Genomic DNA, 19,778 nt, shown 5'->3' with positions numbered 1-19,778 from the left:
TTCAACAATACTTTCGCGGCAAATATAACATCTTTCTGTATCTGTCTCATTCTTGCATCTGAGTCCTAAGTATTTCCTGAAATACGGCAATATCTTTTCCAAGTGTGTCCCTATCTCTGTTAGTAGATCCAACATTGCCATCTTCTACATAGCTCATTGCTATATCAGAAAGGATCATTGCCTCTAAATAGTATTGCTTTGATGCCAGAAAGGCGGCCATATTCATCGCCTTGCCCGGCCCTGACCTTGCCCTTAGAGAGCTTTTGAAATACTTTAAAGCGAAATCAGGTTCGGCCTGGTACACAGCTAAACGACCATTTAAATATTGCAGCTGAGAAAACCTACCTGACTTTGGATTGGCATTAGCAGGAAGAGCCATCAAACCATGCAATACGACCTTTACTTCATCCAGACTCAAACCGTTGCACTTTCCTTGAGCCGCCTCATCGACAAACAACTGATAGAGGTTAAATGCCCTCAGATCATAAATGCTATTTTTAGAGAGCTTTTGCAACGCGAGCAAATCAAGCGAATTCATTTGCGTATAACGACAGCTATATATTATTTTCCACATCCTAAGAGTCATATCGTTAGGAATACGGTCAATTGCCCTCTCAAGCGTTGCCATCGCTTTTTCATGCTGCCCTAAATCAAATAAAACCTGCGCCGCTTGCTGTTGGGCTCGCGAAGACATAGGCGCTTTTTGTGCCCATGACAATGCCAATGAAGGGTAATTGGACCATACAACAGCAGAAAAGTAACAGAAGCTGGCCAATATAACTACGCCAAACACACTAGAAATTGCAGCCCAGACCCGCGAAAAGTGGTTAAAAGCTAAATAACATAAAGGTAAAAATAGAAAAGCGGTCGCCAGATAATTTCTATGCTCAAAGTACAATTCTAATAGCACCACACTTGACTCAATTAAATGCGACACGTAAAAGAACAAAACTGAGAAGGCAAACAACGGCCACTCTTTTCTTTTAAGGGTCATAGTCGCTATTACTATAATATGAGCTAAAACTGCAACCGTGGTCGTCCAAGGGGAAAGTAACGATATAGACTTTGGATAATTATCTTGGTATAAACCAGAGGTATATAGCTTCGGTACGAACCAGTGGTATAAATATTCGAACAATATGCGAGTTTGAGTTAACAGGCGCTCATAGGGACTGAAACCTCGCGCACTATTTTCGACAAAGAATGCCCCTCCAAAACCAATTTTCACTAAATACCCTACCACTAGTAAACTTGGAAGCATTAAAAATACCAAATACCATAGTTTATTTAATGATCCAAAGACAGAGCGCTTACTAGATATCAGAGTAATTTCAATTAACCAAAGCATTAAGGGAAGGACTGCGCCGTTTTCCTTAGATAACACAGCCAGCAAGGTATTCGCGCCGACACTGAAGCTCATCAACAAATATCCGCGAACCCGAGACTCAAGCGCCAGCTGCCTTCCCCAGAGATAGCCTGCAACGCCCAAAAAACAGAATAGGGCCGAGAGCTGTGCCATTCGTTGCACAATATATAACGTCGTCGAGACTAAAAACGGGTGCAACAACCACAACGCTGCCGCAACTATAGCTAGCCAGTATGCGCGCACTGGCAAATTAGTAGGTAAACTTAGAACTCTTAACAACTGAACAGATATTACCGCCACCAAACTGCCATTTGCCAGGTGAATAAGTAAATTTGTGCGTTTGAATGGCCAAGCTTCCGTCGGCCAAGAAGAGCCGTCAATTAAAAATGATAAGAGTGATATCGGTCGCCCTGTTGGCCCCGCGCCCCCCCCAAAAACAAACGCTTTGAAGCTTTCCCAGTTTCGGATGCCACCTAAATCACCCAAGCGTGATAAACTACCGTAGTCATCAAAGAGAAACGGCCCTTGCAAACCCGGCCAATATACAAATGTAGCTAACAGCAGAACGCCAAACCATACGACCAGAACACTGTACCGGCTATTTAAAATACACAAACTGCTCTCCCTTTTGCCTCCCAATACGACAATTCCGACACAAACCATTGTGTTTCGAACTACGCATATACTGCGAGCTATCTTTAACACAAAACAATATTCAATAGACAAAAAAAAACCCGCTTGACGCGGGTTTTTTCTAGCTAGCTAAAGCTAACTATAATCGATATTAACGACAAGCTGAAGGCAGGTACTTATCTTCTAAAGTACCAGTATCACACGTCCACTCCAACGAGCCGCCAGTTGTAGTCGGAGATAATACCAGAGTAAATGTATCTACCGAAGCAGAAGCCTCACCACCCATAGTCGCAGTGATTACGCCATCTACCACACCAACTGTTGCAACATATTTACCGGTGACCTCAGCTGCTGCAGGAATACCTTCACTACCACTATCCGCTTCATCAAAATCACCGTCATCGGCATACACATCAGCAACTTGCACTTTAAGACCGCTAGCCAAGCTCATCGCTTCAGACACTTGTGAACGAGACACATAATCTTGGTAAGCTGGTAGTGCAACCGCAGCCAAAATACCGATAATCGCGATAACGATCATCAATTCAATCAATGTAAAACCTTTTTGTACTTGTTTCATCTTTATCTACTCCGATAGCGTTAAAAACCTGCTCACTCGATCGCCTCGCGTGAGAACTAATATGTTGTCAGCAAAAGGCAGGCCAACTTTTAAAAACCCTTAGACAAAGGCTTTCCCGAGGTATTGAAGTAAAAAATCAACGCTATACTGTGACAAATATTGTCAATAAGGGCTGATCCTGGTAACCATCGAGTGAGTTGCAGTGCAAACCACCACCAAATTGGTGTAGGCAAACATCGATAACTATTGACTAAACCTCTTATATATCATAGCGTTAGAGGAATATCCTAAAGTACTACTCTATACTGTAGTAAAGCTTCCCTAAATTAATCGGTCCCCATCTATATGAATGCGCCAAACATTGTAATAAGCGGCCTAGCGAGACGCCTCGTTAATGACGGGGTGATCGATGAGTCGACCGCGCAAGATATTCTGAAGCAATCGACTAAAAGCAAAGTTCCTTTTGCCATTCAGCTAGTCCAGTCAACTGACGTAAGCGCCATCCTAATAACCTCGGCAGCAGCTGATGAGTTTGGGTCGCCTGTTCTTGATATTGATACTCTCAACACTGATGCGATACCCGCAAACTTAGTAGACGACAAGCTGATTAGGAAACATCATGCGTTACCCTTGTTTAAAAGAGGCAACCGGCTCTTCCTTGGTGTTGCGGACCCAACTAACCTCCACGGGCTTGATGAAATAAAATTCAATACGGGAAAAAGTATTGAGCCGGTACTCATTGAGGCAGATAAGCTCCAAGCCGCCATTGAAGCGTACTTCAACAAGAAAGAAGAGACGATTGGTGACGCTCTTGGCGATCTAGATGACGATGCACTTGAAGACTTAGACATTCAAGCCGTTGACGAAGACTCAGATAAAGATGATGGCCAGGGGTCAGAGGCTGATGAGGCTCCTATTGTTAAGTTCATCAATAAAGTACTTCTGGACGCCATCAAGATGGGCGCATCGGACATTCACTTTGAACCATACGAGAAAAGTTACAGGGTGAGGTATCGCGCTGATGGCATATTGCAAGAAGTATCGAGGCCTCCTATCAATTTGGCAACACGGCTAGCCGCGCGCCTCAAAGTCATGTCTCAAATGGATATATCTGAACGCCGTGTCCCGCAAGACGGCCGGATCAAGATGAAAATATCCAAAACCCGAGCTATCGACTTTCGTGTAAATACATTACCTACCTTATTTGGTGAAAAGATTGTACTGCGTATCCTCGACCCGAGTTCTGCAAAACTAGGCATTGACGCGCTGGGCTATGAAGACGACCAGAAAAAACTATACATGGATGCGCTGGCTCAGCCACAAGGTATGATCCTTGTTACAGGCCCGACAGGTAGTGGTAAGACAGTCTCACTTTATACAGGCCTGAATATCCTCAACACCCCAGAGCGAAACATCTCTACCGCGGAAGACCCTGTGGAAATTAACCTTGAGGGTATTAATCAGGTTCAGATGAATACCAAAGTGGGCCTGACATTCGCGGAAGCATTGAGATCGTTCCTCCGGCAGGATCCTGATATCGTAATGGTTGGTGAGATCCGGGACCTCGAAACTGCTGAAATTGCAATCAAAGCTGCACAAACGGGTCACTTGGTCTTATCTACTTTACATACCAATAGCGCCCCTGAGACGCTCACTCGTCTGTTAAACATGGGTGTACCAGCGTTTAACGTGGCAACCTCTGTCAGCCTTATTATTGCCCAACGTCTGGCGCGCCGGTTGTGTAATAGCTGTAAAAAGCCCGCCGACGACGTTCCCGACGAAATCCTTTCCGAGGAGGGGTTCGACGATATCGGGATTCCACGAGATGAAATGCAATTGTTTCACCCGGTGGGCTGCTCCCAGTGTAATAACGGATATAAGGGACGGGTAGGTGTATATGAAGTGGTTCGCATAACTTCAAAGATTGCTAGCCTTATAATGGAAGGTGGCAATTCACTGCAGATAGCTAAGCAGGCTCAAGAAGAAGGGTTTAGAAACCTGCGAGTCTCTGCTCTACGCAAAGCGGCGCAAGGGCTAACGAGTTTAGAAGAAGCAAATCGCGTAACGAAGGATTAATTCCATGGCGACGGCTACAGTAAAATCAGACGTTTTTGTTTATAAAGGCGTCGACAAGAAAGGAAACAAAGTTGAGGGCGAAATCAAAGGCCAAAGCAGTGCGTTGGTCCGTGCTCAACTGATGAAACAAGGCATCCGTACCAGCGGTGTTCGTAAAAAGCCCAAGCCTTTATTTGGTGGTGGTAAAAAAGCCATCAAGCCTGTTGATATTGCAATGTTCACGCGTCAAATGGCCACTATGATGAAAGCTGGTGTTCCCTTGGTGCAGAGTTTTGAGATTGTTGCCGACGGCTTGGAAAACCCCTCACTCCGTGATCTGGTTTTATCGATTCGAGAAGATGTATCCGCTGGTGGAGGTTTTGCGCCGTCTCTAAGAAAACATCCGAAATACTTTGACGACCTATTTTGCAGCCTCGTTGAATCCGGTGAGCAATCTGGTGCTCTTGAGACGATGCTCGACCGTATTGCAACCTATAAGGAAAAAACCGAGCAATTAAAAGCTAAAATTAAGAAAGCAATGACTTACCCAATTGCCGTCGTTGTTGTGGCTGTAATTGTTACAGGTGTTCTACTTGTAAAAGTCGTACCTCAGTTCGCACAAACATTTAGTAGCTTTGGTGCTGACTTACCTGCATTCACTCTTCTCGTGCTAACGCTATCAGACATCGTCCAGGATTGGTGGTTTATAATACTCGCAGCGGGAATCATAAGTTTCTTTGCTTTTAAAGAAGCGAAGCTCCGTTCGCCCAGTTTCGCGACAGCGATAGATCGATTTTCCCTAAAAATCCCTATCGTTGGGGAAATATTATACCTATCCATTATGGCTAGGTTTGGCAGAACACTATCTACAACATTTGCTGCGGGTGTGCCGCTCATTGACGCTTTGGAATCTGTTGCCGGTGCAGCAGGCAACTCTATATATCAAAAACTTATTTTTAAAATTCGAGAAGAGGTTTCAACCGGTATTCAGCTAAATACGTCCTTAAAATCAACCGGCAAGTTCCCGGCGCTATTAGTCCAAATGACCGCCATCGGTGAAGAATCCGGTGCTCTTGATGACATGCTGGAAAAAGTTGCCCTGTTTTACGAAGAAGCAGTTGACAATATGGTCGACAACCTCACGTCACTCTTAGAACCACTAATCATGGCGGTGCTTGGTATTTTAGTTGGTGGCCTAATGGTCGCCATGTACCTACCCATTTTCCAAATCGGCCAAGTGGTATAACACTCAATGCTCACAGAACTCCAAAGGCTCTCACCCGAGAGCCTTATTTTTATCTGCTTTATATTAGGCTCCATTGTCGGTAGTTTTTTGAACGTCGTTATTCTTCGACTTCCCAAGATGATGGAGAACGGGTGGAAGGAAGACTGCTGCGACCTGTTAGAGATTGTCCAAAAAGACAAGCCGTCGCCATACAACCTAATATTTCCTTCTTCCCATTGCCCAAAGTGCAATCACAAGATCCGCGCCTGGGAAAATATTCCTATGCTGAGCTATCTATTCCTCAGGGGAAAATGCTCAGGATGCGCTACCGGAATTTCTGTTCGCTACCCGCTGGTAGAACTTGCGACCGGTATGCTATCTGGCTTTGCGGCCTGGCACTTTGGTGCCACGCTTGCAATGCTATTGGTGCTAGTGCTTATCTGGTCATTAATTACCTTAACGATGATAGACATCGATACTCAGCTTTTGCCCGACAACATCACGCTTCCACTTTTATGGTTAGGCTTAATCGCTAACTGCTTTGAATTATTTGTCCCTCTCCACGATGCCGTGATCGGGGCGGCGGCTGGTTATTTAAGTTTATGGAGTGTTTTCTGGCTATTTAAATTAATAACCAAGAAAGAAGGCATGGGCTACGGGGATTTCAAGCTTCTTGCCGCTTTTGGTGCGTGGCTTGGCTGGCAGGTATTACCATTAATAATCATTCTCTCCTCTTTCGTCGGCGCCGCAATAGGAATCACTGCGATTATCATACAAGGCCGCGATAAGAATATTCCGATCCCTTTTGGTCCCTATCTTGCCATTGCAGGCCTGATTACATTATTCTGGGGCCAAGAAATCACTCGTTATTACCTGCAAATTAGCCAACTATAGCGCGGTCATATATTTAACATGTTTGTTGTAGGGCTTACCGGCGGGATCGGAAGCGGGAAAACAGCCGTTTCCGATTATTTCGCGACCAAAGGCGTAACTATTGTCGACGCGGACGTTGCCGCTCGTATCGTGGTCGAACCAGGTTCGCTCGCACTCAACAGTATTCGCGATCACTTTGGAGAAGAAATTCTCAATGACGATGGTAGCCTGAACCGGGGTGCCTTGCGGAAAGTAATCTTTAGCGATGCAGGAGAGCGAGGTTGGCTAGAGAAGTTACTACACCCTCTCATATACCAGGAAATCAAAAAGCAATTGAAAGCGGCAACAGGCCCCTACGCGATGCTGGTTTCGCCACTACTTGTGGAGACAGGGCAAAGCCGCCTTACTAATCGTATCATTGTTGTTGATGTTCCCGAAAAAATACAGGTCGAGCGCGTCACGCTGCGAGATAGCAATGACGAAGCGCAAGTAAAGGCCATTATGGCTGCACAAACCAGTCGAGAAAAACGACTAGCGTCGGCAAGCGACGTGATTACCAATGATGCTTCTTTAGAGGCGCTACACCAACAGGTTGACCAGTTACACGATAAATTTATAGAGCTGGCCAGTACATCTCGAACATAGGTGAAACTCTCAGCGCCCGAAAACACAACCCCCCTTTGTGACTATGAGCAAACATCCAACAAAGTTAGATTGCCCACAATGTGGAACATCAGTAGAGTGGAGTGACGATTTCCCTCACCGCCCCTTCTGCTCGAAACGCTGCCAACTAATTGATTTTGGCGGATGGGCGAAAGAGGAACATCGCATAGCAGGCGATAATGTCGAAGATGAAATTTTTTCGGAAGATTTAGATCGACTAAACTAATCAAACCCGCATAACCGTTTGTTTCACCTCCAAAAGCCACGTATACCCGCCACACCTCTAGCGCCACACCGTATCGCTAGCTTGACATCGCTCGCGTCTAGACCGCCAAGGGCGTAAACCGGCGTGTTGGTATTTTTCACCAATTCTTCGAAAAGGTTCCATCCGAGAGGTGCCGCATTTTGGTGTGTCTGCGTAGGTTTGACTGGAGACAACAGTATGTAGTCCACACCTGCTTCTGACGCCAGATTTATCTCCTCAGTATTGTGGCATGATGCCCCGATAAGATAATGGGCTAACGCATTAGACTTCTTGAACGACCTAAGTTCTTTGCTGGACAGGTGAACGCCGCTGACGGATGACAATTGATCATCCGTTAGCTGCTTAAAAATGTAAAACGGGACTTGCAGGCGGATGTTGAATGCTCTGCAAGCCTGAATAGCGGCGTCGATATAATATTCATCTACAGCTGCCTGGGTCGCAGCTCGAAAATAAATCATCCCCACGCCAGATCGCGCCGCATTTTCGATGCGAGACGAGAACTCATCTACATCACCAAATTCCCCGGTGATGGCGACGAGGGTTGGCAATTTAATTGCGCAAACTATGTGTGCATTCGCTGCAGGTAGCGGGTAATCAGCATCACCCGTGATGTCTAGATTATCCTTCTTAACCCACCCTATCGGCTGCCCTTCCTTTCCATGAGCGGTACCTTCGAACGATGTAACATCCCACACATCAAGCAGTACTGACTTGTCAGGATAATGGTGACGAATTTCGATTAGAGGTGAATACTCAGTGGGAGTAATACCAATCTCTTCCTGAAGCTCTCGAATGAGAGCCTCGGAAACTGCTTCTCCGGCTTCAACCTTACCGCCGGGAAACTCCCACAAACCGCCTTGATGTGCTTGGTCGGATCTTTTTGCGAGAAGAATATTGCCTTCAGCGTTTCGTACCACACCGACAGCAACATGAACCCACTGAGTCATTGCCAAGTAGCCTTATGCTAATTTGCCATGACATTGCTTGAACTTTTTACCAGAGCCGCAAGGACAAGGGTCATTTCGACCGACTTTTTTGCCTTCTCGCACAAAAGGTTGTGCTTGAGGCTCGTCATGTGATCCTTGAGGTCTAGCACCAGGAGTCTGCTGAGGCTGAGGTGCTTGCTGAGGTTCAGCCAAAGCCGACGCCTCTTCGTGCTGCAGCTTCATTTTTTGTTGTTCTAAGGCTTCGCGCTGACGGCGTTCCATTTCGTCAACCTGCTCTTGTGTCATCGGCTCGATACGCGCCAAAATACGAATCACTTCATGCTGGATAGCTGAAAGCATTCCTTGAAACATTTCGAAAGCTTCACGCTTGTATTCCTGCTTTGGGTTCTTCTGGGCATATGCGCGTAGACCAATACCTTGTCGCAAATGATCCATGCTCGCCAAATGTTCTTTCCAATGGTTATCGAGAACTTGCAGCATAATTTGCTTTTCAATTTCACGAATAACTGGACCAAAACGCTCACATTTTTCATCATAAGCCGCTTGAATTTCAGCGAGAATTTTTTCACGAAGTGATTCTTCATGAAGTGAAGAATCTTTTTCTAACCACTCTTGAATAGGCAGCTTAACACCATATTCCGCAGTTAAATGCTGCTCTAAGCCAGCCACATTCCACTGTTCTTCAATACTTTGAGGCGGAATAAAACCACTAACCGTATCGTTAACTACTTCGGCACGAATACCCGTAATCGCATCAAGAATATCGCCAGACTCAAGTAAGTCTTGGCGTTGTTGGTAAACCACTTGCCGTTGGTCATTGGCGACATCATCGTATTCCAGCAACTGCTTTCGCATATCGAAGTTGCGACCTTCAACTTTGCGTTGCGCCTTTTCGATGGCATTGGTTACCATGCGATGCTCGATAGCTTCACCTTTTTCTAAACCAATCGCTTGCATAATGCCGCGCATCCGGTCTGACGCAAAAATGCGCATAAGGTTATCTTCCATCGAAAGATAAAAACGCGACACACCTGGATCACCTTGACGGCCTGCGCGACCTCGGAATTGGTTGTCAATTCGACGACTCTCATTGCGCTCGGTACAGATAATGTGAAGACCACCGCTCTCTATGACTTGGTCGTGACGCTTCTTCCATTCTGATTTGATGTCGGCAATTTGTTGTTCACTGGGATTTTCCAAGTTTGCAATCTCAGCTTCCCAGCTTCCTCCGAGCACGATGTCAGTGCCTCGACCGGCCATGTTGGTTGCGATAGTCACTTTACCTGGTCGGCCAGCTTGCGAAATAATGTCTGCTTCTTTTTCGTGAAACTTTGCGTTGAGCACTTGGTGCTCGACATTTGCCTGCTTTAGACGTTGAGATACTTCTTCCGACGTTTCAATCGAGCCAACGCCAACCAGCACAGGCACGTTCTTTTGTTGACACTCTTTGATATCTTCAATGACTGCCGCATACTTTTCTTCAATCGATAAATATACGAGGTCATTGAGATCTTTTCGTTGAATAGGGTTGTTGGTTGGAATCACAACGACATCCAAACCATAAATTTCCCTGAACTCAAACGCTTCGGTATCAGCCGTGCCGGTCATCCCAGCAAGCTTGTCATATAAACGGAAGTAATTTTGGAAGGTCGTCGATGCAAGGGTTTGGCTTTCGCTCTGAATGGCGACACCTTCTTTTGCCTCAATCGCCTGATGCAGACCCTCCGACAAACGACGACCCGGTAATGAGCGGCCCGTATGTTCATCAATCAGCACAACTTGATTGTTTTGTACAATGTAATCCACATTGCGTTGAAACAACGCGTAAGCTTTCAGGCCAGAATGAACATGATGCAAAAGCCCAAGATTCGATGCCGCGTATAGACTGTCATTTTCATCAAGCAAGCCATCTTTTATCAACAAGTCTTCAACAAACTGATGACCATCTTCAGTTAACTCTACCTGTCGCGACTTTTCATCAATAACATAATGCCCTGGCGCCACTTCAACGCCCTCTTCCGCCATCTCTTGGCGCGTCAGCTTGGGAATTAACGCATTTATGCGCTTGTACAACTGAGAGCTATCTTGGGCAGCACCAGAAATAATGAGAGGTGTTCTGGCTTCATCAATCAGAATTGAATCCACTTCATCGACTATCGCAAAATTTAATTCACGTTGCGCTCTGTCTTCTAAGCGAAGCGCCATATTGTCTCTGAGGTAGTCAAAACCAAATTCATTGTTGGTACCGTAAGTGATATCGGCTTGGTAGGCTGCACGTTTTTCTTCGGCACCCTGCATGGACTGAACCACGCCCACGGTCATACCTAGAAACTCATACACCGGCCTCATCCAATTAGCATCGCGGCCTGCTAGATAGTCATTAACTGTAATAAGGTGAACACCCTTCCCAGACAGTGCGTTGAGATAAGTAGGTAGGGTGGCAACCAAGGTTTTACCTTCCCCTGTGCGCATTTCCGATATGCGGCCTTCGTGTAACGCGATACCGCCAATCATTTGCACATCAAAATGGCGCAAGCCTAAGGTCCGTTTGCTCGCTTCTCGCACCACAGCAAAAGCTTCAGGCAGGAGGTCATCGAGCGTTTCTTGAGCTAAACGAGTTTTAAATTCATCCGTTTTGGCTTTTATTTGATCATCGGTAAGCGCTACCAACCCCTCTTCCAGCGTGTTGATCTTAGAAACCAGCTTCCCCATACGCTTTAATTCGCGATCATTTTTTGTTCCGAATACCGATCGGAATGCTTTGCCTATCATTGTCTATCCTAATGGTTATATTTGCCGCGAAGCACTTGCTCATAAAGGCTGCACAATCTACTACAGCTGGCACAGGCTCGCTAGTTAGAATTATGAGTAAATCGACGTGGACACATTGCAAAACAGCAACATCAGCTCAAAGCACAGCGACTCAAGCTAATCAGCTAGCCATATTCCACGTTAGAGTTGAATAAAGGAATGTCGAGAAGGGAAATCAGCGCGCAGCGCGGTGAATATAGGTTGCGGGATCGACTGGTCGACCATGCTTATAGACTTCAAAATGAACATGAGGGCCTGTAGACCGGCCACTGGAGCCCATCTTAGCGATGACTTGGCCTTTTTTAACCACATCACCAACACGAACAAGGTTTTCTGTATTGTGTGCATAGCGAGTAGAGAAGCCAGCACCGTGGTTAATTTCAACCATTTGGCCGTAACCACTGCGCTCCGAAGACCAAGTAACAACACCAGCAGCAACTGATATAACATCTGAATTCAGTTTACCGGCAAAGTCGACACCATTGTGCCAAGCTATATGACCGTTAAACGGATCAGTTCGACGTCCAAATCGGGAAGACATCCAACCTTTTTTAACCGGCCGACCCGCGATAAATATATCGCTCTGGATTTTTTGTTTAGCTAGAAGCGCCTCAAGAGTTTCAAGTTGGAGTTCGCGGTCTTCGATTTGAGCAGTGAGACCATCGATAACATCAACAAAATCAGGAGCTTGGTAGGCATCCCCTAGTTCAGCAGTCTCGGGACCACCCAGTGCCGGCGGTTGACTAAAGTCAAACTCACCTTGGTCCAGCTTTGCAATGGTGGTAAGTCGCTCACCGAGTGCATCGAGTCGAACGAGACGAGCTTGAAGCTCTGCAAGACGAAGCGTGAGAGCAGCAATCCGCTCTTCCGCTTGGCGACGAGTCTCAATAACTTGCTGTTGTTGCTCTTCTATTGCCTCGTTCCAGGCGCGGGTAGACTCTTCAGAAAATAGATCGGTATTGTCATTGCGATCATATTGGACGGAAACCATATAACCAAAGCCAGTCAACGTGCCTAGAACACACAATGACAACACACCACGCGTCCACCCACTTAGCGTAAAGCTGCGAGTTCTGCCGTTGCGTTTACTGACCAGAATGACTTTCATACTTTGATACTAGAAGCTATTTGGGGGTTTATCTAATCTCGCACAATCTACCAAACAACTTCTCACTCACGATTGATCTAGCACATGCGGATTGTAATAAGCGTCCAAGCTTATCAGAACCTCAGGCGATTAAAAGCCGAGGAATAGACAAAAGGCGCCATTACAAGCAGCTCTTTTGCTGCTTGAATTGCACCGTCCTAGTAAAAATATGGCATAGAAAACAAGCAATTACCATCAATTACTTGAGGAATTACTTAAGATCTGGATAAGTGGGCGTTATTAGACCGCGAGTATCGGTTTCATATAGGAGATTGGCGCCGCACTTTCTTCCTCGAAAGTGACTACTTCCCACGCATCTTCCCGGCGAATAAGCTCTCGGAGAGATCGATTATTGAGAGCATGGCCCGATTTATGGGCTTTAAACTCTCCAATTAGGCTATTACCCAACAAATAAAGATCTCCAATTGCATCAAGAACTTTATGTTTTACAAATTCGTCCTGATAGCGTAAGCCATCTTCATTCAGGATACGGTATTCATCCACTACGATTGCGTTATCGGGGCTACCGCCTTTCGCAAGTCCCTTCGAGCGAAGGTACTCAAACTCGTGCATAAAACCAAAAGTACGAGCACGACTCACTTCTTTGACAAACGAGGTACTGGAAAAATCGACCTCGGCAGCGTTGACGCGATCGCGGAACACTGGATGATCGAAATCAATTGAAAAAGACACCTTAAAACCATCAAACGGTAAAAAGCTAGCTTTCTTGTCGCCTTCTTCAACAGTGACTGGTTTCTTAATACGAATAAACTTCTTAGCCGCATTTTGCTCGGCGACCCCGGCAGACTGGATCAAAAATACGAATGGCCCTGCAGAACCGTCCATAATAGGTACTTCAGACGCATTAACTTCAACGATGACGTTGTCAATACCAAGGCCAGCCATGGCTGACAACAAATGCTCAACAGTTGATACCCTTACATCGCCGGACATCAAAGAGGTAGAAAGAGTTGTGTCACCAACATTTGCCGCTGTAGCTTGGATTTCAACGACCGGATCAAGGTCAACACGACGAAACACAATGCCCGTGTCGACAGGTGCGGGTTTAAGTGTCAGTAACACTTTTTGTCCGGTGTGAAGCCCAACGCCAGTGGCGCGAATTTCGTTTTTTAGTGTGCGTTGTTTAATCATGTGTACAAATTTTCACCGGATAGGAGAAGAAGGGCCGGAATACTACCAGAAATGAATTCGAGCACCAATACTTAAGTCGTAGGACTGAATAACATTTTCTTTGCGAACTGTACTCTTTGATAACCAAATTGCAACATTTTCGCCGTAGAATTAAAGCCGCGCGAGTCTATCCTCTTTATAAAGTTGAAGGAATGAGCCAAACACCACCTCTTAAAATGTGCTCGGCCCTCTTTCACTAACTACCACTATCAAACAAACAGGTAACAACAACCCAATACAGCGATTAATCCGCTTGGCGGCGCAAGAATGCTGGAATATCTAGATATTCCATCTCGCTGTCGTCGATTTTCGCTTCTGCCTGAGGCCGCGCTGCGCTCGCTGCAGCCTTAGCTCGCATAACCGTTGGACGGTCTAAATTCGCGTAATCAGGCTGAGTCGCTCGAGCTGTATTGTCTACGACGACCTTAGTTTGTGTTTTTGGCGGCTCGACTTCGACTGAATCACGGCCCAAACCGGTAGCAACCACAGTCACGCGCAACTCATCAGACATCTCAGGATCGATAACAGTTCCGACAACTACGGTCGCGTCACTCGAAGCAAACTCTTCAATTGTGTCACCAACTTCAGCAAATTCACCCAGCGACAAATCCATACCTGCCGTAATATTAACCAAAATGCCACGAGCACCTTGTAAATTGATATCTTCAAGCAGTGGGCTGTGAATTGCCGCTTCAGCCGCTTCCCGAGCGCGGTTTTCACCAACAGCTCGACCAGTGCCCATCATCGCCATACCCATCTCTGACATCACCGTACGAACATCAGCGAAATCCACGTTAATCATTCCAGGACGAATAATTAAGTCAGCGATACCTTGTACCGCACCCAGCAGTACATCATTTGCAGACTTGAAAGCGTCCAACAACGATGTTTGTTTGCCCAAAACGGCCAACAATTTTTCATTTGGGATTGTAATTAAAGAGTCAACTCTATCTTTCAGATCGTGAATGCCTTCCTCAGCAATTTTCATTCGTTTTTTCCCTTCGAATGAAAATGGTCTCGTAACTACCGCTACGGTCAGAATTCCAAGTTCACGCGCAACTTCAGCAACAACAGGTGTGCCACCTGTACCTGTACCACCACCCATACCAGCGGTGATAAAAACCATGTCAGCACCTTGCAGAGATTCAGCGATACGCTCACGATCTTCCATCGCGGCTTGACGACCAATCTCAGGATTCGCACCGGCACCAAGACCCTTGGTCATATTGTTGCCCAATTGTAGAACAGTTCGCGCCTTCATATCTTTGAGCGCTTGAGCGTCAGTGTTTGCGCAAATAAAATCTACGCCTTCAACATTATTGTCAATCATGTGACGGACGGCGTTGCCACCGCCACCGCCGACACCAATGACTTTGATTACTGCATTTTGTGGTACGTTATCAACTAACTGGAACATAACTAACCCCTTTTTTAGACCCGCAACTAAAAATTAAATTTAAGAAAATAGAATTAATATTAAAAATTTGATTGATACCAAGATCGCACCTTGGCCCACCACGATTCATCTCTACGACGTTTGGGATTCCCTCCATGTGTATCTCCTTGCTGAGCCAACCCGTAATTAAGCAAGCCAACTCCGGTTGAATAAATTGGGTTATCAACTATATCTTTCAAACCACTGACATTCGTGGGCGCACCCAAACGAACAGGCATATGAAAAATTTCCTCTGCCAATTCGACTACACCTTCCATCTTCGACGTGCCACCAGTTAGAACAACGCCAGCCGCTAATAAATCTTCAAAGCCACTGCGACGTAACTCAGCTTGTATTAAGGTAAATAGCTCATCGTATCGAGGCTCGACAACCTCAGCCAATGCTTGTCGAGACAAATCTCTAGGCGGGCGATCACCCACGCTAGGCACTTTAATTGTTTCATCTGCACCCGTAAGTTTCGCTAACGCACACGCATACTTAATTTTAATTTCTTCTGCATAAGGTGTAGGCGTACGTAGCGCCATTGCAATATCGTTTGTTACTTGATCCCCCGCGATGGGAATTACACCGGTATGACGAATAGCACCTTCGGTAAAAATCGCGATATCGGTTGTACCTCCACCGATATCCACTAAACAAACGCCAAGCTCTTTTTCGTCTTCTGTCAGAACCGAATAACTGGACGCCAGCTGCTCCAAAATGATGTCATCGACTTCCAGTCCACATTTTCGAATGCATTTTTCAATATTTTGGGCCGCGTTTACCGCGCAAGTCACTAAGTGTACTTTTGCTTCTAAGCGTACACCTGACATACCTAGAGGTTCTTTAACGCCTTCCTGATCATCTATTAAATATTCTTGAGGCAAAATGTGCAGAATTTTTTGATCTGCTGGAATTGCTACCGCTTGAGCTGCATCTATCACTCGATCAACATCTTGCGCAAATACTTCGCGATCTTTTATTGCAACAATTCCGTGTGAGTTCAAGCTTCGTATGTGACTACCTGCAATACCCGCATAAACTGAATGAATTTGGCAACCCGCCATTAGCTCTGCCTCTTCCACAGCACGCTGGATAGATTGAACCGTTGATTCGATATTCACAACAACGCCTTTTTTAAGGCCGTTTGAACGATGGGATCCAATACCGACTATTTCGATCTCACCATCACTTGTTATTTCACCCACTATGGCTACCACCTTGGATGTTCCTATATCCAAGCCAACGATCATTCGGCTATCGTTTGAACTGGCCATCTTTTAACCCCGTTTTATACTTGGCCACTGTGGGTAGCTTCCGCCTCCACAGCCGCTTCGAGTTTCCATTTCACTGCCACACCATTGCCATAACGCAAATCAATGCTAGCAATATTCTCTACTTGTGCTCTTAATGAGGTGTTATACACCAGCAAAAAACGTCGCATTTTTTCCATGATTTCGTCACGTCCCAATGTAATCTCAATACCATTACTTAAAACTACTCGCCAAGACATTAAGTCATCACATAGAAGTTCACGTATAGCTAACTTGTACGGTCGCAATTGCTGCGTTAACTGTTGATAATCATTCATCATCTTTAAAGACAACTCTTCACCACCTTGAAGTAGTGGCAAATCAACTAAAAATTCATTTCGGCCAATATTAATTACGTCCCCATGGTGATTCACAAATCCGTAATCCGACCAGCGAGCAATTGGTTGTTGCTCAATAACCGAAATGTACAACGTATCTGGCCAACGGCGACTGACTAAAGCTGTTTCAATCCAAGGTTCATTTTCCAAACGCGATTTAATGTCACTAATAGGCGCCTTCAAAAACCCTTCTACAACAAATGGCGATACTAGATCAGAAATATCTTGTTTGCTCACATAGTTAAATGAACCTTCAATACCAATATTGTTGAGCGGGCGGGCTCTGGCCTGATCATACAAACCGTGACCCAGGTATACGGCACCAAACACTAACCCGCCACCAATCGCTAACAAGCCACCTCTCACAAACCACTTTGAGATCGAGCCTGCAAGCATTGAAAGACTGCTCTTTCCCAAATCAGAGCGCCGATTGCTTTTTCTAGCTTGTAGGCCATCGCTCCACTTTTTTATCTCTTTACGCTTTACAGGTAACCGCGCCTTTTTAGCGCTTTGGTTTTTCATGCCACGGTTCTTGAGATCAATCATGGCTAAGCTCTCGCGCCCGCTAAAATATTTAATACCAATTGCTCGAAGCTTAGACCTGCTTGTTTCGCCGCCATTGGTACCAAACTATGGCTCGTCATGCCAGGCACTGTATTTATTTCAAGCAAATAGAAATTACCATTTCTATCGGCCATCACATCAACCCGCGCCCAACCGCTACAATTAACACTCTGATATGCACTAACCGCCAAGCTTTTTAAACTTTCTTCTTGCTCAGAATCCAGACCACAAGGACAAACATAGCGAGTATCGTTTGCTAGATACTTTGCATCATAATCATAAAATGTATGGTCGGTCTCTAGTTTAATAGGCGGTAGTGCGATCCCATTCAAGATGGCGACTGTATATTCAGCACCAATAATAAATTGCTCTGCGATTACGCTTGTATCGTACTGCTTCGCTGTTTGGTATGCGTTTTCAAGCTCTTGCGCACTCTGAACAAAGGACATACCTAAACTTGAACCTTCGTGGGATGGTTTTACCATTGCGCTACCACCAAGCTGCTCAATTTCCACCGACCAGTCGCTGTCATCGTTTAATACTGAAAAATTAGGCGTTGACAAGCCAACACCACGCCACAACTGCTTACTCAGCAGTTTGTCCATCGCGATGGCTGATGCTTGGACACCACTGCCCGTAAATGGAATTGAGAAAAAACTTAACAAACTTTGAATGCGGCCATCTTCACCACCAACGCCATGTAACGCGATAAAAGCTCGATCGATGTTGGCTTCTCGAATTTGGTCGACAGCATTGTTATTCACCTCAACAGGCACGGCGTTGACGCCTGCAGCTTGTAAGGCATTTAGTACGGCAGCACCTGATTGCAGCGAAATTTCACGCTCAGCGGAATTTCCACCAAACAACACACCCACTCGCCCCAGCGTTTCGCGCTGATCGACTGAAATCGGCAATGTGTAAAACTCTATTTCACTCACAGTATTGCTCTCTGGATAAAACTAACTTAATTGACGCTTTGCCAAATCCATTGCTAGTGCATTCACATTACCTGCACCCTGCGTAATAACAATATCGTCGGCTTCGACGATGTCGCGAATCACATCTGGAACTCCGTCGATACCTTCAACAAAAATTGGGTCGACTAAACCTCTATTGCGAATACTGCGACAAAGATGACGACTATCAGCGCCTGGTACCGGTTGTTCTCCTGCCGAATACACTTCTAACATGACCAATACATCAACTTTCGACAGAACATCAACAAAGTCTTCATACAGGTCTCGTGTACGGCTATAACGATGCGGTTGAAAAATCATTACCAATCGACGATCAGGCCAACTTTTTCGAACGGCTTCGATAGTAACGGCAACTTCTCGAGGGTGATGACCATAGTCATCAACTAACATCGCGAGCCCTTCACCAACTGGGTATTCACCGTAGACTTGAAAACGTCGACCTACGCCGGAAAAATTGGATAAGCCTGATTGTATTGCGTGATCATCGATGCCTTCATCAGTCGCCACTGCAATAGCTGCGGTTGCGTTTAATACATTGTGTTCACCAGGCATGTTCAAAGAAATCTCTAACGGATCAACAATACCGGGGCGCTTCACTTTAAAACGAATACGCAACGCATCCTGTTGCACATCATAAGCTTGGAAGTCACAGTCGTCTCCAAACCCATAAGTCAAAACAGGCCGGCCCAAATCGTCAACTAAACTCCGCACGACAGGCTCATCACCACATAAAACGGCCAGACCATAAAAAGGCAGATTGTGCAAAAAACTCACAAATGTATTCACAAGTTGCGAAAAGTCACCGCCGTAGGTATCCATGTGATCAGCATCAATGTTGGTAACGATAGCGACAACTGGTTGCAGGTGTAGAAAGGACGCATCACTTTCATCTGCTTCGGCAATTAAATAACGGCTCGCGCCAAGTTTTGCATTTGTACCCGCGCTATTGAGTAACCCGCCGATGACAAAAGTTGGATCGCGTTCTGCAGCACCAAAAATGCTCGCTAATAAACTAGTCGTGGTTGTTTTACCGTGCGTACCAGCGACCGCGATGCCATGCCGATAGCGCATTAACTCGCCCAACATTTCTGCACGACGAACAACTGGAATGCGGCCTTCACGTGCTGCCACAATTTCTGGATTGCTTTCATCAACCGCAGAAGAGACAACTACTACATCGACGCCAGCGACGTTTTCGACCTTGTGTCCAAAAAACAGTTGAGCACCCATCGCCACCAAACGATCAGTGGTGTTTGATGCTTTCAAATCCGAGCCCGAAATATCATAGCCTTGATTACACAATACTTCGGCAATACCGCTCATTCCCGCGCCGCCAATGCCGATAAAATGAATACGGCGAATACGTCGCATTTCAGGAACTTGCGAGACAATCAT

16 protein-coding genes are annotated in these 19,778 nt (G+C 45.8%); 5 read left to right on the top strand and 11 right to left on the bottom strand.

The window, feature by feature from the left end; all coding sequences use genetic code 11:
• Positions 1-46: 46 nt before the first annotated feature.
• Together ACZ5NB_RS06605 and ACZ5NB_RS06600 are read right to left on the bottom strand one after the other, a co-directional pair.
• Positions 47-1,981, bottom strand: coding sequence for a tetratricopeptide repeat protein (locus ACZ5NB_RS06605; RefSeq protein WP_460232238.1), 1,935 nt, complete (start codon positions 1,979-1,981; stop codon positions 47-49).
• Positions 1,982-2,150: 169 nt separating this feature from the next.
• Positions 2,151-2,579, bottom strand: coding sequence for a pilin (locus ACZ5NB_RS06600; protein ID WP_460232237.1), 429 nt, complete (start codon positions 2,577-2,579; stop codon positions 2,151-2,153).
• 345 nt (positions 2,580-2,924) lie between these two features.
• Between ACZ5NB_RS06600 and pilB the strand changes: the two genes are divergently transcribed.
• Genes pilB through yacG form a run of 5 tightly spaced genes read left to right on the top strand, consistent with a single transcriptional unit; the run spans position 2,925 to position 7,621 of the window.
• Positions 2,925-4,655, top strand: coding sequence for a type IV-A pilus assembly ATPase PilB (pilB, locus tag ACZ5NB_RS06595; protein WP_460232236.1), 1,731 nt, complete (start codon positions 2,925-2,927; stop codon positions 4,653-4,655).
• 4 nt (positions 4,656-4,659) lie between these two features.
• A complete protein-coding gene (locus tag ACZ5NB_RS06590; RefSeq protein ID WP_460232235.1) occupies positions 4,660-5,880 on the top strand; it encodes a type II secretion system F family protein in 1,221 nt (406 codons plus the stop codon).
• Positions 5,881-5,886: 6 nt separating this feature from the next.
• Positions 5,887-6,753, top strand: coding sequence for a prepilin peptidase (locus ACZ5NB_RS06585; protein WP_460232234.1), 867 nt, complete (start codon positions 5,887-5,889; stop codon positions 6,751-6,753).
• An 18-nt stretch (positions 6,754-6,771) separates the two neighbouring features.
• Positions 6,772-7,377 (top strand): dephospho-CoA kinase, encoded by a 606-nt coding sequence (gene coaE, locus ACZ5NB_RS06580; RefSeq protein ID WP_460232233.1) that lies wholly within the window; start codon positions 6,772-6,774, stop codon positions 7,375-7,377.
• 43 nt (positions 7,378-7,420) lie between these two features.
• On the top strand, positions 7,421-7,621 hold the full coding sequence (gene yacG / locus ACZ5NB_RS06575; protein WP_460232232.1) for a DNA gyrase inhibitor YacG: 201 nt from the start codon (positions 7,421-7,423) through the stop codon (positions 7,619-7,621).
• Between the two features lie 23 nt (positions 7,622-7,644).
• Here the strand turns inward: yacG and ACZ5NB_RS06570 are convergent, their stop codons facing one another.
• The 9 genes from ACZ5NB_RS06570 to murC all read right to left on the bottom strand — a co-directional run bounded on the left by ACZ5NB_RS06570 (position 7,645) and on the right by murC (position 19,778).
• Positions 7,645-8,607 (bottom strand): Nudix family hydrolase, encoded by a 963-nt coding sequence (locus tag ACZ5NB_RS06570; RefSeq protein ID WP_460232231.1) that lies wholly within the window; start codon positions 8,605-8,607, stop codon positions 7,645-7,647.
• A 12-nt stretch (positions 8,608-8,619) separates the two neighbouring features.
• Positions 8,620-11,379 carry a preprotein translocase subunit SecA gene (gene secA, locus ACZ5NB_RS06565; RefSeq protein WP_464107887.1) on the bottom strand — a complete coding sequence of 920 codons (2,760 nt, stop codon included), beginning with the start codon at positions 11,377-11,379 and terminating at the stop codon, positions 8,620-8,622.
• Between the two features lie 214 nt (positions 11,380-11,593).
• On the bottom strand, positions 11,594-12,526 hold the full coding sequence (locus ACZ5NB_RS06560; RefSeq protein ID WP_460232229.1) for a M23 family metallopeptidase: 933 nt from the start codon (positions 12,524-12,526) through the stop codon (positions 11,594-11,596).
• A 279-nt stretch (positions 12,527-12,805) separates the two neighbouring features.
• The gene (lpxC, locus tag ACZ5NB_RS06555) at positions 12,806-13,717 is read right to left on the bottom strand and encodes a UDP-3-O-acyl-N-acetylglucosamine deacetylase (protein WP_460232228.1); all 912 of its coding nucleotides are present in this window, start codon (positions 13,715-13,717) and stop codon (positions 12,806-12,808) included.
• A gap of 283 nt (positions 13,718-14,000) precedes the next feature.
• A complete protein-coding gene (gene ftsZ, locus ACZ5NB_RS06550; protein ID WP_460232227.1) occupies positions 14,001-15,173 on the bottom strand; it encodes a cell division protein FtsZ in 1,173 nt (390 codons plus the stop codon).
• Between the two features lie 59 nt (positions 15,174-15,232).
• Positions 15,233-16,468 (bottom strand): cell division protein FtsA, encoded by a 1,236-nt coding sequence (gene ftsA / locus ACZ5NB_RS06545; protein ID WP_460232226.1) that lies wholly within the window; start codon positions 16,466-16,468, stop codon positions 15,233-15,235.
• A 14-nt stretch (positions 16,469-16,482) separates the two neighbouring features.
• Positions 16,483-17,388, bottom strand: a complete 906-nt coding sequence (locus ACZ5NB_RS06540; RefSeq protein ID WP_460232225.1) for a cell division protein FtsQ/DivIB — start codon at positions 17,386-17,388, stop codon at positions 16,483-16,485.
• Positions 17,389-17,390: 2 nt separating this feature from the next.
• The gene (locus tag ACZ5NB_RS06535; protein ID WP_460232985.1) at positions 17,391-18,335 is read right to left on the bottom strand and encodes a D-alanine--D-alanine ligase; all 945 of its coding nucleotides are present in this window, start codon (positions 18,333-18,335) and stop codon (positions 17,391-17,393) included.
• A 30-nt stretch (positions 18,336-18,365) separates the two neighbouring features.
• Entirely contained in the window at positions 18,366-19,778 is a 1,413-nt protein-coding gene (gene murC / locus ACZ5NB_RS06530; RefSeq protein WP_460232984.1) for a UDP-N-acetylmuramate--L-alanine ligase, read from the bottom strand.

It is taken from the genome of Aurantivibrio plasticivorans, assembly GCF_055392955.1.
The sequence above is the reverse complement of the archived record's forward strand: the minus strand, read 5'-3'. Positions and strand labels throughout refer to the sequence as shown.